Source organism: Archangium gephyra, from assembly GCF_042230915.1.
GTDB lineage: Bacteria > Myxococcota > Myxococcia > Myxococcales > Myxococcaceae > Archangium > Archangium gephyra_B.
Genome location: NZ_CP102578.1, coordinates 4135876 through 4149514, shown reverse-complemented (window position 1 = coordinate 4149514; position 13639 = coordinate 4135876). Strand labels below are relative to the sequence as shown.

Genomic DNA, 13639 nt, shown 5'->3' with positions numbered 1-13639 from the left:
GAGCCAGCCGGCCTTCTACCAGAGCGCGCTCCGCTTGTTTCAGTCGCTCGGAGGCGATCAAGGCACCCCTGCAGAACATCGGAAGCCAGGTCGCGCTGGCGACGCTCCAGAAGGCGTTCGGCAATGTCCCGGCCGAGAGTGTGACCTTGAGCTGTGACAACGCCTGCAACCTTCAGCAGGTGGGGATCTGCTTTAGCGCGGACGCACAGGGCAATCCGACGAGCCCCACCGCCTGTCCCCAAAGCACGACCAAGTCCACCTATGACAACAGCTGCGTCGTGGGCAGCAGTGGGAAGAAGTCTCAGCAGCCGATGTGCCCGATGATCAAGATCCGAGCACCGGCGGGCACCTGCTCCGTCGGCTCCGGTTCCGGGAAGGGCAAGAACCGGTAGCGCGACAGGTTCGCGCGAAGGCTCCGCGCGGTGGCCCGGTCAAGCCTGGGGCGCCATCCAGACCAGGTTCCAGAGGTGGCCGTCGAGGTCTTCGAAGCCCTGGTCATACATGAAGCCGTGATCCTCCGGCGGATGCGGGATGCGGGCGCCGGCGGCGGTGGCCTTGGCGATCAGGCTGTCGACTTCCTCCCGGCTCTCGCAGCTCAGGCAGATGATGACCTCGTTGGCCTCCTTCGCCTGCACGACGGACTTGTTGATGAAGCTCTTGAAAAAGGCTTCGGTCATCAGCATGGCATTGATACTGCCGTCCACGACGACCATGAACGCCGCGCTCTCGTTGGAAAAGTGCGGATTGAAGCTGAAGCCGAGAGCGGAAAAGAAGGCCTTGGATTTGTCCAGGTTCCTGACCGGCAGGTTGAAGATGATCTGCTTGTTCATGACGTCTCCCACGTTGGAAGGTGAGTTGGTGAGTTGATTACAGGTCCCGCACCCTGACGAGGAATGATGACGCATGAAGTCGACAAGCGCGAAAAAGAAAAATTTTTGCCGCGCACGCGCTCGAACCACGCCAGCAGATGCGGGTACTCGTCCAGGGTCACGCCTTCCCATACCAGCCAGAGACGGTCGGCCCGATTGCCCGGAGGCCATCCGGCACCGCATGCTGCGGGACTAGCTCATCGCCCACCCGGAGGATCGTGAGCAGTACGCCGCGGCGAAGTTCGCGTCGGCGGCGCAGATCAACGCGGAGGGCGGCAGGGTGATGGACTACAACCAGCGCAAGCAGCCGGTCCTCCGCGACATCCTGGAGCGGATGTTCCGAGCCCATGGGCTCATCGACTGACCGGCATCGCCACCTGATTGCCCTCGGCGATGGTCTTCAGCCGGGCGAGCCCCTTCTCGATGTCGGCGCCGAGCATGTTGTCCATGTCCATGAACATGCCGAAGGCCTTGCCTATGAAGTTGTGGTTCCCCTCCATCGACCACGTCACGAACGAGCCGGCCGGCGTACTCGCAAGGGTGAGCGCACAGGTTGCCGTGGACTTCATCGGCTCCACGAACTCGAGCTTCATGAGCACCTTCTGACCAGGGACGCTCTCCTCGATCGTCATCTGGCCCTTTCCGGCCTCCTTGCTGCTCCACGAACACGACTGACCGACGCCGGCCGCGGGGCCTTCGATGGTCCTCTGCATGTTGGGAGCGAGCTTCTCCAACGGCGACCCGAAAAGGACCAAGACACCGGCAAACTGATGGAGGTCGTTGAGAACACCGAACACGCGCTCGGCTGGAGCAGCGACCGCGAGCTTGCGCTCGACGTGATAGGCGGACGGCCGTTTGGCCACCACCCCTACGAAAAGGACCAAAACACCCGCGACACCGAGGAGAATCATCCCGAGCATTGAAGCCCTCCAAGAGCAGCAACCATCACATCGCGGGGCCGGCGGTCAAGCGAGGGAACATCACTCCGTATTGCGGCTTGCACGCGGGCGCTCCAGGTAGGGAGCGACGTTCCCGGCGATGATCCGCAGCTCGGCATCGCTCAGCGGGATTCGCCGCCGGAACGTCGCCCACGGCTCGCCCTTGCCCCGGCGGCCCTTGGGGGGAACGGGGCAGAACCGGGCCCGCGCTCCATGCGAAGACAGCATTGGACGCCACGCGCGAGGCGCCGCCATCTTGCCCGCCATGAGCATTCCCTTGATGAAGGACGGCGAAATCGAGCGGCTGCGGCTGGCGGGACGGGCCGCTGCGGGCACGCTCGCCTATGTGGCGTCCAAGCTGGCACCGGGCATCACCACGGCGGACATCGACGCGTGGGTGCGCGAGGACACGGCCCGGCGCGGGGGGACGCCGAGCCAGCTGGGCTACAAGGGCTTTCCGGCGGCGGTCTGCACGAGCCGCAACCACGTCGTCTGCCATGGCATCCCCCGCCCGGACGAGCGGCTGATGCCCGGGGACATCGTCAACGTGGACGTCACCACGTGCCTCAACGGCTTTCATGGCGACACCTCGGCCACGTTCCTCATCGGCGAGGTGTCCGCCAAGGCCCGGCACGTGGTGGACGTCGCGCGGCGGTGCCGGGACGCGGGCATCGCCGTGGTGCGCCATGGCGCGAAGCTCGGCGACATCGGCGCCGCCATCCAGGAGCTGGCCCACCAGGAGGGCTGCAGCGTGGTGTCCGAGTTCGGCGGCCATGGCATCGGCCACCAGATGCACGGGCCGCCCCATGTGTCCCACGTGGGAAAGAAGGGCACGGGCATCACCCTGCGCTCGGGCATGGTCCTCACCATCGAGCCCATGGTGAACCTGGGCCGCGCGGACATCCGCGTGCTGCCAGATGGGTGGACGGTGCTCACCGCGGACGGCAGCCTGTCGGCCCAGTTCGAGCACACCGTGCTCATCACCCGCGACGGATACGAAGTGCTCACCCTCCCGCCCGAGGACTTCCGGAGCGCGTGAGCGGCCCCGGCCACTGGTAGAAGGGCCCCATGGACCTGTGCTGTGACCCGGGCGCTCCAGTCCGCCGCGCCCCCCCGGGAAGGAGCCGCCCTCGTTGAAGGCGCGTGGGCCGAGCGCCTACTGGAAGGTGTAGGCCACCGTGCCGCTGCAACTGCGATTGGAGGCACAGCCGGCGCGAATCGTATAGGTGCCGCCCGCCCCCACTGGGAGGGTGTAGCTCAGGGAGGACAGCGAGCCGCACGCGTTGTCGTTGGCGCCCACCTCCAGGCCGGCCGCGTTGACGAGCCGCAGGAAGGTGTCACCGCTGCCAGACGAGCCCGCCACGGCGCAGGTGCCGAGCTGGACCGTCTGCCCGTCGTTCAGCATCACCTTGTAATCCACGGTGCTCCGGGTGGCATTGCGGGTGTTGCTGGCGCTGTAGGTGAACGAGCCGGTGGTGACGGGCGGAGTCACGCTGATGCGCCACACCACGGTGCCCTCGCAGCTCTCGTTGGAGTAGCAGCCGGAGCGAACCTCATAGGTCCCGCCCTTGTCCGCCGGCACGGTGTATTTGAGGTACGAGGAGTGGCCGCCGCACGAGTCGTCGTTGACGGCGACCTGGGCCCCCGTGGTGCTGTCGTACAGGCGCAGGTAGGTGTCTCCGGCGGCGGTGGCACCGGTGAGGTTGCAGGTCCCCACCTCCACGATCTCCCCTCCGTTGACGGTGAGGCGCTGGTTCATCGTGTTCTGCTGGGCGCTGTTGGTGTTGATGGCGCTGTAGGCGAAGGCGTTCTCCGGAGCAGGAGGCGGCAGCGGGGGCTCGCCATTGGCGCCCCAGGGATCCGGGCATGTGTCGCCGCGCAGGGCGCAGGGCGGCAGGAGGCTGCCCAGGTGCTCGATGATGGCCCGGAGGGGCACACCGCGGTTGGGGCAGTTGGCGCAGTGGTGCAGGGCCACCACCTGGTGGTCGGCGTAGCCAAGCACGGGCGAGCCCGAGGAGCCTCCCTGGGTGTCTGCGTAGTAGCCCACGTCGCTGGGCCCCCCCGCCTGGCAGGCCGTCTCGTTGAGGCTGTACACCTCGGCGTAGCCAGAGGCATCGGCGGTGGCGCTGGAGGTGACGGCGATCTTCTTTCCCCAGGCCGAGGGGTGCTGGGGGATGTAGATGCGCTCGTCCACCACCGCGCTGGTGGGGCGCAACTGGAGGAAGCCGTAGGTGCCGGTGGGGTTGGTGGGCAGTTGCAGCAGCGTGTAGTCACGTGGCGCATCCGTCTTCACCAACGTGGCGCTGGTGGCCACCACCGTGCCCGGACAGGCGCCCCACGAGTCACAGAGGGTGGCGCAGGTGGTGCCCTCGGCCATGAACTCATAGGTGGTGTTCTGGGCGTCCGTGGCCGTGCTGATGCAGTGATTGTTGGTCAACAGGTGGCCCTGGTTGCCCACGAGCCAGCCGGTGCATGCGCTGGTGCCATTGATGAGCAGGCGAGCCACGGGCCGGGCGTGGTTGTAGATCTGCGCCTCGCTGGTCTCGTAGCAGCGGGCCTGGCCGGAATCGTCTCCTCCACACAGGAGCTCCATCTGGATGCCGCCCGTCAGCTCCAACTCCAGGGAGGAGAAGCCGCGCGCGTACTTGTCGATGCGGTAGCCATACTTGTTGAGCACGCCGCGGCGGTTCAGCGTGGGGCTGTGCAGCTCGATGAGAGCGGTATCTCCTGGGATGGGAAGACCCCAGAAGCCGTCACGCGCGCCCGGGTGCGAGTTGTCGTAGCGCCACGAGCGCGAGCCGTCTGGCGAGCGGACCAGCAGGTAGTCCCCCTCTTCCAACTCGAGCGCGGCGAAGTGCGGGGCGATGTACGAGGCCCCTGGGTGGATGAGGGTGCCCGCGTGGAGGGCGCCGCTGACGGAGGGCGGCAGCAGGCCCGCATACGGGTGGGGCGACTCGAGACGGCGCACGACCTCCTCGCCCACCTTCTTGAGACGCTGGGAGGCAGGTGACGCGGAGCTCGCCATGCACACCGGTCCACTCGCGGGCGCCTCGGCCCGCGCCAGGGTGCCAAGCAACAGATTGAAGAATAAACATACCCACCGGCTGTTCCTCATCAGAGCTCCAATCTGTCTGGCTATGGGAAAGAATCCACACGCCATCATACGGATGTCATTGCGATGGAATAGACGGGTCTTGCATGACGAAGGAGGGTCCGACGTGACTCTGGAGCGCTCTCCCTCCATTTCATGCGCGAGCTGAACGCCCGCCGCGAACGCAACTGGAAGGGCTGGGCCGGAAGACTCGGGCCTTTCCGGGCCGGCTCCCCTCGAGCACAGCCCCATTGATTTTTTCCCGCAAAGACGTACAAAACCAACGGGTGGTCCGCCCTTCCCTGTCGCGCCTCCCCTCGGGGGTGAAGGCATACAGGCTCAAGGGTAGACAGACTCAACCAATGGTAGACATACAACGCCCAAAGTAGGCTCTCCTCCCGGTTGTTTTTTCGCACCCCACTCCGAATTTGCATAGACATTGGATTCAGCGGGTGTCATAAATATTCGCGAACAACGTAACCGGGAGCCGCCATGTTCCGTCTCGCTCGCCTCCACCGTCTGCTGGGTCTCGCTCTCGCCGCTCTCCTGACGGCCTGTGGCGGTGCGCAGCCGGTAGACGCCATCGAGGCGGCCTCGACGACCGCGGCCCTCGACGCCGAGGCCAGCCCCACGCCGATGATCGTCTACTCGCCCCGGGGCACGCCGGTGAGCGAGGCGGGGTTCGTGGCGCTGGGCGCGCCGGAGGCGCTGGGCGGCAAGGTGCTGGAGGGCACCCCCGAGATCTTCGCCCGCATCGACTACGCCAAGGGCCCCGTGGCCGCGGGCCTCTTCAAGGCGACGACGGGCAAGATCCTCATCCACTTCCCCTTCACCGAGCACGCCACCATCCTCGAGGGCGAGGTCTCCCTGACGGACGAGGCGGGCAACTCCCACTCCTACAAGGCCGGGGACAGCTACTTCATCCGCCAGGGCCAGGTCATCGTGTGGGAGGTGAAGGGCAAGCAGGTCATCAAGTCCTTCTTCAACACCGTCGAGGCCCCGTAGAGCCACACGCCTCGCCCCAAAAGACCTCCCTCGGGGCGCAGACTGGACGGAGCCTTTTCAGAATGATCCTCCGCAACGTCACGGATGAGGACCTTCCCATCTTCTTCGAGCACCAGCGCGACCCAGAAGCGCTGCGCATGGCCGCATTTTCATCGCGGGAGCGCGACGCGTTCATGACCCACTGGCGCACAAATGTTCTCCGCCCTGAAAACGTCACCCGCACCATTGTCATGGGCCACGTGGTCGTTGGGAACATCGGCAGTTGGGAACAGGATGCCAAGCGCCTCGTCGGCTATTGGATTGGTCGCGAGCATTGGGGCAAAGGCATCGCCACTCGGGCCCTCTCTGAGTTTCTCGTGCTCGAGCCCGCCCGGCCGCTTCATGCATGGGTCGCGCGCCACAACCTCGCGTCGATCCGCGTCCTCGAGAAGTGTGGCTTCCACGCCATGCTCAACGAGAACCCGCCTCACCCGGGTGGAGTTGCCGAAGTCCTCATGAGGCTTGATTCGAGGAAGTGACAACGCGACGTGGGTCGTCGAAGAGAGCGTATCTCGGAGTGCTCAACGCTCCATCCACAGACCCCATTCGCAGCCCTCCTCCTCGAGCGTGGCCACCGTCTTCCAGACCAGGGGCTCGCCGTTCTTCGCGGCAGGGGCCTGTTCCCGCACGCCGATCTCGAACATGTTTTCGTCGGCGTTCTCCTTCGTCGAGCGACGCGCTTCGGCCCGAGCGAAATAGCTCACGGGGTGGGAGTGGGGGCCCGGTTCGTCGTCGTAGTCCGACACGGAGATCTTCCCGCAGGCCACTCCGACGGCGTGGACGTAGCTCTTGAGCACGTCGTGATGGGCCAGATGCTCCGTCGACACGAAGAGCAGCGGTCGCTCGTAGTCACCGAGCACTCCCAGGAACTCCGGCGTGTACGACTGGCAATCGACGAAGTTGTAATCGAGCTCGCTCGTGCTGCCCTCGTCGTTGTTGATGCGCTTCGCGATCTCCGCCATCCGCTCCTCGCCCTCCCGCTTCTCTTCCGGTGTGCAGACCCCCCGGCAATCGCCCCCGATGGACTCCTGGGCGAGCACCTCGCGTCCATACTCCAAGCGGATGAGCAGATCGTTCGTCTTGCACTCCATCACCGAGCGCTCGTTGACCTTGTAGACGGAGAGCACCAAGACCTTGTCCTGCGTGAAGGGCACGGAGGCGAGCTGTACGGCGCCCTTGGGGAGTCTGGCCTTGAGCGGGGTGGAGGTGGGGCAGGCCAGCGGAGCGGGGCCGGTGAGCTGCTTCACATAGGCGTCCGCCACCATGGGCAGCACGCGGGCTCGCGCGGCGAGAGCCGTCTCCCTGGTGCCGCACACGCCCAGCACCAGCACGTTCAGCCCCGGCGCGAGCCCGGGCAGTGACGCGGACTCGAAGAGCTTCGGGAAGCCCTCGGCGGGCTTCAGCCACTGGAGCGGCTTCTTCTCCTGCATCGAGTCGAGGAGTGCCTGGGCCTCGGCGGGTTGTGGCTTGCTGCCGAGGATGACGACCCAGGGATTGTCCGAGGGTTTCGCTCGAGGCGTGGCGGCCTCGAGCCGCCAGGGAAGGAGGAGGAAGACGAGCACTGCGGCGGGAAGCGTCCGGAGCATCAGCATGTGCCGCCGGACTCTACCGGAAGTGGGGTGGACGGCACGTGCGGCCCAGAGGCACTCGCGCGCCCACCTGGCTGGGCCGGGACAACGCCAACCAGGCCCCGCGGCCTTCCCATTCCGGGGGCCGCGCCGCTGGAGGTTCCATGGGTATCCGTGACAGTCACATGCCACGAATGCTCACTCTCGTCGTCAACTCGCTGAGGGCCTCCCGAGCGCACCCACTGCGTGCCAGTGACGGCGGCTGGGGCTCCCAGTACAGCTCCTCCGTCGGCTGCCCCGCGCAGTAGGCGCGGGGCGCCCCGGAGGCCCCTCAGAAGTTTCGCCGCGTCCTGGCGCGCTCCGAGCAGCCCAGTGGCCGGATTACTGGACGGCCCAGGCCACGGTCCACACCACGGTGCCGCTGCAGCTACCGCTCGAGTAACAACCCGCGCGCAGCTCGTAGTAGCCGGCACCGCCGATCGGCACGGTGTAGGTGATGCTCGAGCCAGCGCCACCGCACGCGTTATCGTTCGCGGCCACCTGGTAGCCCGTCAGCCCGTAGAGGCGCAGGTAGGTGTCCCCCGTGAACGACGCCCCGGCCACGCCGCAGGTGCCCACGGTGATGGTCTGCCCCTGTGCCAGGGCGATGGTCTGGTTGACCGTGTTCGCCTGGGCGCTGTTGGTGTTGCCCGCGCTGTAGGTGAGCGTCGTGCCACTCGAGGGCGGCAGGGAGGTCCCCCCCGAGATGGTCCAGGCCACGGTGCCGCTGCAGCTGCCGCTGGAGTAGCACCCGGCGCGGAGCTGGTAGGTGCCGGCAGTGCCCGCCGGCACGGTGTAGGTGAAGTTCGAGCCGGTGCCACCGCACGCGTCATCGCTGTAGGCCACCTGCGTGCCGCTCGGGTTGTAGAGGCGCAGGTAGGTGTCACCGGAATACGACGCCCCCGTCACGCCGCAGGTGCCCAGGGTGAGGGTCTGTCCCGCCGTCAGGGCAATGCCCTGGTTGACCGTGTTCATCGTGGCGCTGCTGGTGTTGCTCGCGCTGTAGACGAGGGTGTTCGTCGTGGAGGGAGCGGGGCTCGTGGTGGAGGAGGAATTGATGGCGTACACGTACCCCTCGGCCCGCGTCAGGGCGTAGCCACTGCCCGTCGCCCAGCTGCCGCGGCTACTGGTGGTGTAGTTGTCGCGGCGGGTGGGATTCCAATACGAGTTCAGCGGGGTGGAGCCGGACACCTGCGAGGTGAACACGTAGCCCTCGGTGCCCACCAGCGAGTAGCCGGAGTTGACGGCCTCCAGCTCACCCTGGGCGGTACCCGTGGCGAAATGATCCAGGTTCGGCCCGCCCCGGTACGTCTTGAGGGCCGCGGTGCCGGGGATGGCGTACTTCAGCACCAGGTTGTCGAAGCCGGAGAACTCGTAGCCATTGCCGCCGGCGTACACGGCCAGCGAGGAGCCCTGGGACGTCAGCAGGTTGTCGGTGCGCGCCGCGTTCCAGTACGCCCAGCCCAGCGCGTAGGGCACGTCCTGGAAGAGGTAGCCCTCGATGCGCACGAGCTCGTACCCGGACGCCAGCGCCGCCGCCTCCCCCTGGGAGGTGCTGGTCATGAAGTAGTCCTGCTGGGCGGAGCTCCAGAAGGTCTTGAGCGGGACGGTGCCCGGCTGCTGCGTGGGGTAGAGGTAGCCCTCGGTGCGCGCGAGGTAGTAGCCGCTGCCCTGCGCGGCGCTCTCCGAGGCCGAGGTGGCGAGCGTGAAGTTGTCCTCGCGCGAGCTGTTGTAATACAGCTTCAGCGGGACCGTGCCCGGGGCGGGCTGGTCGAACAACCACCCCTCGACGTAGGCGAAGGCGTAGGCGGCCTCGGCCACGCTGTTGCGGCCCACCTGGGTGGCCACGCTGGCATGGTCGGTGCGGTACGGGCTCCAGGCGGTGAGGAGCTGCGAGAAGCCCTGCGCGCGCCGTCCGTAGGCGTTCTGCGAGCCCAGCACATCCCAGCCGCTCAGGGAGACATTGGTCTGGCAATAGTCCGAGGCCATGATGGACTGGCGGTCCGGCGGGGTCTGGAGGATGTCCCCCGAGACGTTGCCCTCCGCGCACGGACCCGAGGTGTCATCCGGGAAATCCGAGCGCGCCATCTCGTGGGCGAAGCCCAGGACGTGGCCGAACTCGTGGGGAACCAGGCCCCCGTCGAAGTCGGAGCGGTTGACCCCGAGCGTCATGATGCGCGCCGAAGTGGAGCTGTAACCGATGCCATCGGTATTGGCAGACAAGGAGTCCTGGAGCCGCACCACCACCATGGCCGCCGTGTTCGCCGGGCAGGCACCCCAGCCGGTGAACTCGACATTGGCCACGGTGGGCCAGGAGTTGTTGGCCAACCGGCGCACTTGGACGGAGCGGGTGGCGAAGTCCGGGCGGGCCAGGGTCTCCGCATCCCAGCACACGGGGACCTGGCCTCGGGGCCACTTGGTGCCCGACAGGAGCAGGGGCTGCTGGAGCTCGCGGGTGGCGAGCGGCTCGTCCTGCTCCGGGGACTCCGCGGGGCCACCGCAACCGGCCAGGGCACCGAGCCCGCAGGCCAGGGTCAAAACGAAACGACGAGACAGTTGGAACTTCGAGGAATGGGAAGAGGCGTTCATGAAAGGGTCTACGTCTGGAATGTGTCTGGGAATGTGGAAATGCGAATGCAGCGCACGCACGTGGGCAGGCCACGTGTGGGTCAGGTGATGGTCAGTGGATGGGTGATCCCCCCTCCCCCCGCGGATACAGGGGGCGCCTCATTTTACAAGGGGGGCTGACATGCACCGGCTCGCCACGGGCCTGGCGCCCCGGGGGCTGGCAACTCTCGGCTTGACGGATGGAGACGCATCGACAATCGCTTGCGCGGTCCAGCCCCTGTTGGCGCCACGGCCCTTCTCGTCGCAATCCCCGTCGGTGTGGATGCCCAGCAGGTGGCCCTGACGGTTGAGCACGCCCGCGCCGGAGCCCCCGACCAGACGCTCCTCCGGCTGCGCGAGAAGTGAGCCGACGGGGATTGCACGAAGCTCCTCGTAAGGCCCTCCCCTCCTGCGCCTGAACCCCATATCATGGGAATACTGAACTTCTAGCGACGGGCCATCATGCCCGGAAAGGGATTCCACATGTATCACTCTGCCACCGAGACAAGCCGGCGCCCCTGGGTGCTCGGGCTCACCTTGACTGTGGTTCTGCTGGGGGCGCGCAGCTCCGCGCAAGACGGGCACGCGCACGCGGCGCCGAAGGCTCAAGCACCGAAGGCTCAAGCACCGAAGGCTCAAGCACCCAAGGAACAGACACCCAAGGAGCAGACACCCAAGGAGGATGCGGCGAAAGCGGAGGCTTCGAAGAAGGACAAGGAGGAACTGGTCCGCCTCGCGAAGGTCAACGAGAAGAACTGCACGAAGGGCGACCAGGAAGGTTGCTACAAACTGGGTATGGCCTACGCGCAGGGGCTGGGTGTGGCCAAGGACGCGGAACGCTCGGCCTCCCTCCACAAGAAGGCGTGTGACAAGGGCCATCTGGACGCGTGCAACGGCCTCGGCATCGCCTACGCGCAAGGTGCGGGAGTGAAGCAGGATCCAAAGCAGGCCCTCGCCCTCTTCGAGAAGACCTGCAACGCGAAGAGCGCGAAGGGCTGCTTCAACGCCGGCATCACCTACGCGCGGGGCAACGGAGTGACGAAGGATCTGGCTCGCGCCGCCACCTTCTACGAGAAGGCCTGCACCGCGGGCGCGGCCGTCGGCTGCTTCAGTCTCGGCCTCGCCTACGCGGAGGGTAGCGGAGTGGAGAAGAATGAGGAGCGTGCCGCGAAGCTCCTCACGCAAGCGTGTGACGGCGGGGACATGAACGGCTGCAACATCCTCGGCGTGCACTACATCGGCGGGCACGGTGTGAAGGAAGACCTGAAGCGAGCCGTCGGCCTCTTCGAGAAGGCCTGTGATGCGGGGCTGGCGGGAGGCTGCCTCAACCTCGGCCGCGCCTACCAGAATGGCGATGGAGTGGAGGAGAATCCGGAGCGCGCCAAGGCCCTCTTCAAGAAGGGGTGCGACATCGGATTCGGTCCCGCCTGCGACGCCTACCAGGCCGCATCGAAGATGCCCTGAGCCTCCCGGGGCGGACGACGTGCTGAGGCGGTTTGACGGACGGGGGGCGTACTCGGTGGCGGCCGCGAGCGGCTGATTGCGCCTACGGATGGAGCCTCGCGCGCCGAAGCGCGGGGCACTCGTCACCCGCTTCATTGCTCTCAGCGTTCGGCGATGTCGGCGCTGTCCAGGTACGGAGACGCATCGACAATCGCTTGCGCGGTCCAGCCCCTGTTGGAGCCACGGCCCTTCTCGTCGCAATCCCCGTCGGTGTGGATGCCCAGCAGGTGGCCTTGACGGTTGAGCACGCCAGCGCCGGAGCTGCCAACCAGGGTGTCCAGGTCCGCGTAGTAGACGAGCTGATTACAGGAGTCCAGGTACCTGCCTTCGGCGATGGCCTTGGGGCGGCCCCGGGGGTGCTGGATGATCGCCAACCGCTCGCTGGCCTGCGACGTCAGCAAGACGGGCGTGACGGCGGGAAGCACGTCCAGCTTGATGAGCGCATAGTCGGGCCCGAGCGATTGCTCGATGACCGTGCCCTCGGTAATCAGCGGGTCGCCGTCGGCATTGTCCTCGAAGTTGAAGACCAGCAGCGCCCGGTCTCCGAGTCCGACACAGTGCCCCGCGGTCACCACCACCGGTCCCGCGCTCGCTTCAATCAGCGTTCCGGTGCAGCGTCCGTCAATCAGGGCAACCGCATCTTCTCCATCCAGCACATCAGCGAACTCGCCCTGGTAGCTGTTGATGGGGGTGAAATCCGCCGTCGGGCCGCACTGCGAGAGGCTGCCCACCTCCGGCGTCTTCGGATCCTCGCAGACCTGAGGATCCGCGGGCACCGGCCCTCCACAGGCCGTGAAGCCCAGGAGGACGGTGCCCGCGAGGAGCGAACCCCACAGCGTCAGGAATGGACTCGTGGGGTGTCGCGCCATTTTCTCAGTACAGGTAGTCCAGCGCGACGATGTCGGAGCTGGTCCAGTTGCCGGTCGAGGTCGAGCTGAAGCAGGAGTTCATGACCGAGCCGCCCACGGTGGCCGTGCTGGGCGTGCCGGGGATGAGGATGGCGCCCACGGTCGAGGCACCCTCGTTGGACACGGCGCCGCCGCAGCTGATGGCGCGGTTGTAGTAGTCAGAGTGACGGAAGCCGATGCAGTGACCGAGCTCGTGGGTGATGACGTGCTTGTTCACGCTCGCGCTGTAGGCGGACATGCCCGTGCCGATGTTGATGGTGCCGTAGGGCAGGCCGCCCGAGGGGAAGCCCGCGGAGCCGCCGGCGCCGGACATGGTGGTCGCGGTGATGTTCGCGGTGCAGCCCGTGCCGCCGCGCTGGAAGGTGAGGCGCAGACCGCGGGCGTTGTAGTTGGCGATGGCCGCGTCCAGGCCCGTCATCAGGTTGGGGTAGGCGGCGAACGAGGAGGTGGGGTTGACGCAGATCTTCGACACGCCGGTGCCCACGAGGTTGGTCGTCCGGTACTGCTCCTGGCCCTTCTCAGCCTGGAGCATCTCGCGGGAAGCCTCGAGGGTCACGTGAGCGTCGTTGCCCACGTACACCTGGCCATCGACAACCTGGATGTCGTCGGCCGGGAAGCCAGCCTGCTGCAGGTTGGCGACGATCTCCTGGTTCTCGTCGATACCACAGCCAACGAGGGCAACACCGGCCAGCAACGCCATAGAGAGCTTACGCATGGGAGCTTCCTTTTCGGGGGACTACAGGGGTGGGGCGCGGCCGCCTGGGGTTTCCAGCCTCGGCCTCGCACTCCTGTCCATGAGCAACCCTCGGGCCAACACCTGGACACACCGGAAAACAGGGGCTTAGCGGGCTATGCGGCTTTCCCCCTGGAGCATGGGTACACCCTGCGTCCTGGGACTTCTTGTAAAGCACCCTGACGTTTGGCAGTGAAACTTTTTGATCTTCAATGGTTTATACGCATAACACCTCGACTGTCCGAATCTCGGACGGGGTGCTCACCCATCGGACAGTGGGCCCGCCTCCCGAACCGGGGGGACGCCACCACCGGCGGATGACGCGGATGCACGGGGGGA

12 protein-coding genes are annotated in these 13639 nt (G+C 66.5%); 5 read left to right on the top strand and 7 right to left on the bottom strand.

All coding sequences use genetic code 11. The features are described 5' to 3' along the window. Window positions 1-431 precede the first annotated feature (431 nt). On the bottom strand, window positions 432-830 hold the full coding sequence (locus tag NR798_RS16790; protein WP_375772484.1) for a VOC family protein: 399 nt from the start codon (window positions 828-830) through the stop codon (window positions 432-434). Window positions 831-1068: 238 nt separating this feature from the next. Between NR798_RS16790 and NR798_RS16785 the strand changes: the two genes are divergently transcribed. Beyond that, complete coding sequence (locus NR798_RS16785; RefSeq protein WP_375773780.1) at window positions 1069-1233, top strand: hypothetical protein; 165 nt, start codon at window positions 1069-1071, stop codon at window positions 1231-1233. Here NR798_RS16785 and NR798_RS16780 read toward each other — a convergent pair. Next, window positions 1223-1789 (bottom strand): SRPBCC family protein, encoded by a 567-nt coding sequence (locus NR798_RS16780; RefSeq protein WP_375772483.1) that lies wholly within the window; start codon window positions 1787-1789, stop codon window positions 1223-1225. The genes NR798_RS16785 and NR798_RS16780 overlap by 11 nt on opposite strands. Window positions 1790-2072: 283 nt before the next feature. Here NR798_RS16780 and map point away from each other — a divergent pair, with 283 nt between their 5' ends. Next, window positions 2073-2846, top strand: a complete 774-nt coding sequence (gene map / locus NR798_RS16775) for a type I methionyl aminopeptidase (protein ID WP_375772482.1) — start codon at window positions 2073-2075, stop codon at window positions 2844-2846. 117 nt (window positions 2847-2963) lie between these two features. On the opposite strand, the gene NR798_RS16770 is transcribed toward map, so the two are convergent. After that, window positions 2964-4832 carry a trypsin-like serine peptidase gene (locus tag NR798_RS16770; RefSeq protein WP_375772481.1) on the bottom strand — a complete coding sequence of 623 codons (1869 nt, stop codon included), beginning with the start codon at window positions 4830-4832 and terminating at the stop codon, window positions 2964-2966. A 558-nt stretch (window positions 4833-5390) separates the two neighbouring features. On the opposite strand from NR798_RS16770, the gene NR798_RS16765 reads away from it, so the two are divergent. Further along, window positions 5391-5903 (top strand): cupin domain-containing protein, encoded by a 513-nt coding sequence (locus NR798_RS16765; RefSeq protein ID WP_375772480.1) that lies wholly within the window; start codon window positions 5391-5393, stop codon window positions 5901-5903. A 62-nt stretch (window positions 5904-5965) separates the two neighbouring features. Then, entirely contained in the window at window positions 5966-6421 is a 456-nt protein-coding gene (locus NR798_RS16760) for a GNAT family N-acetyltransferase (protein ID WP_375772479.1), read from the top strand. A 42-nt stretch (window positions 6422-6463) separates the two neighbouring features. Here NR798_RS16760 and NR798_RS16755 read toward each other — a convergent pair whose 3' ends face one another. Then, window positions 6464-7534: a hypothetical protein gene (locus NR798_RS16755; RefSeq protein ID WP_375772478.1), complete on the bottom strand. Its 1071-nt coding sequence runs from the start codon at window positions 7532-7534 to the stop codon at window positions 6464-6466. Window positions 7535-7891: 357 nt separating this feature from the next. After that, complete coding sequence (locus NR798_RS16750) at window positions 7892-10138, bottom strand: hypothetical protein (protein WP_375772477.1); 2247 nt, start codon at window positions 10136-10138, stop codon at window positions 7892-7894. Window positions 10139-10699: 561 nt separating this feature from the next. On the opposite strand from NR798_RS16750, the gene NR798_RS16745 reads away from it, so the two are divergent. Continuing rightward, window positions 10700-11620: a tetratricopeptide repeat protein gene (locus tag NR798_RS16745; RefSeq protein ID WP_375773779.1), complete on the top strand. Its 921-nt coding sequence runs from the start codon at window positions 10700-10702 to the stop codon at window positions 11618-11620. A gap of 140 nt (window positions 11621-11760) precedes the next feature. On the opposite strand, the gene NR798_RS16740 is transcribed toward NR798_RS16745, so the two are convergent. Together NR798_RS16740 and NR798_RS16735 are read right to left on the bottom strand one after the other, a co-directional pair. Then, window positions 11761-12528, bottom strand: a complete 768-nt coding sequence (locus tag NR798_RS16740; RefSeq protein WP_375772476.1) for a trypsin-like serine peptidase — start codon at window positions 12526-12528, stop codon at window positions 11761-11763. Window positions 12529-12532: 4 nt separating this feature from the next. Beyond that, entirely contained in the window at window positions 12533-13282 is a 750-nt protein-coding gene (locus NR798_RS16735; RefSeq protein WP_375772475.1) for a zinc-dependent metalloprotease, read from the bottom strand. Window positions 13283-13639: the final 357 nt, after the last annotated feature.

Coding starts and splice junctions, on each gene's coding strand:
- NR798_RS16790 (WP_375772484.1), bottom strand. CDS start 830: ATGAACAAGCAGATCATCTTCAACCTGCCGGTCAGGAACCTGGACAAA.
- NR798_RS16780 (WP_375772483.1), bottom strand. CDS start 1,789: ATGCTCGGGATGATTCTCCTCGGTGTCGCGGGTGTTTTGGTCCTTTTC.
- map (WP_375772482.1), top strand. CDS start 2,073: ATGAGCATTCCCTTGATGAAGGACGGCGAAATCGAGCGGCTGCGGCTG.
- NR798_RS16770 (WP_375772481.1), bottom strand. CDS start 4,832: ATGGCGAGCTCCGCGTCACCTGCCTCCCAGCGTCTCAAGAAGGTGGGC.
- NR798_RS16765 (WP_375772480.1), top strand. CDS start 5,391: ATGTTCCGTCTCGCTCGCCTCCACCGTCTGCTGGGTCTCGCTCTCGCC.
- NR798_RS16760 (WP_375772479.1), top strand. CDS start 5,966: ATGATCCTCCGCAACGTCACGGATGAGGACCTTCCCATCTTCTTCGAG.
- NR798_RS16755 (WP_375772478.1), bottom strand. CDS start 7,534: ATGCTGATGCTCCGGACGCTTCCCGCCGCAGTGCTCGTCTTCCTCCTC.
- NR798_RS16750 (WP_375772477.1), bottom strand. CDS start 10,138: ATGAACGCCTCTTCCCATTCCTCGAAGTTCCAACTGTCTCGTCGTTTC.
- NR798_RS16740 (WP_375772476.1), bottom strand. CDS start 12,528: ATGGCGCGACACCCCACGAGTCCATTCCTGACGCTGTGGGGTTCGCTC.
- NR798_RS16735 (WP_375772475.1), bottom strand. CDS start 13,282: ATGCGTAAGCTCTCTATGGCGTTGCTGGCCGGTGTTGCCCTCGTTGGC.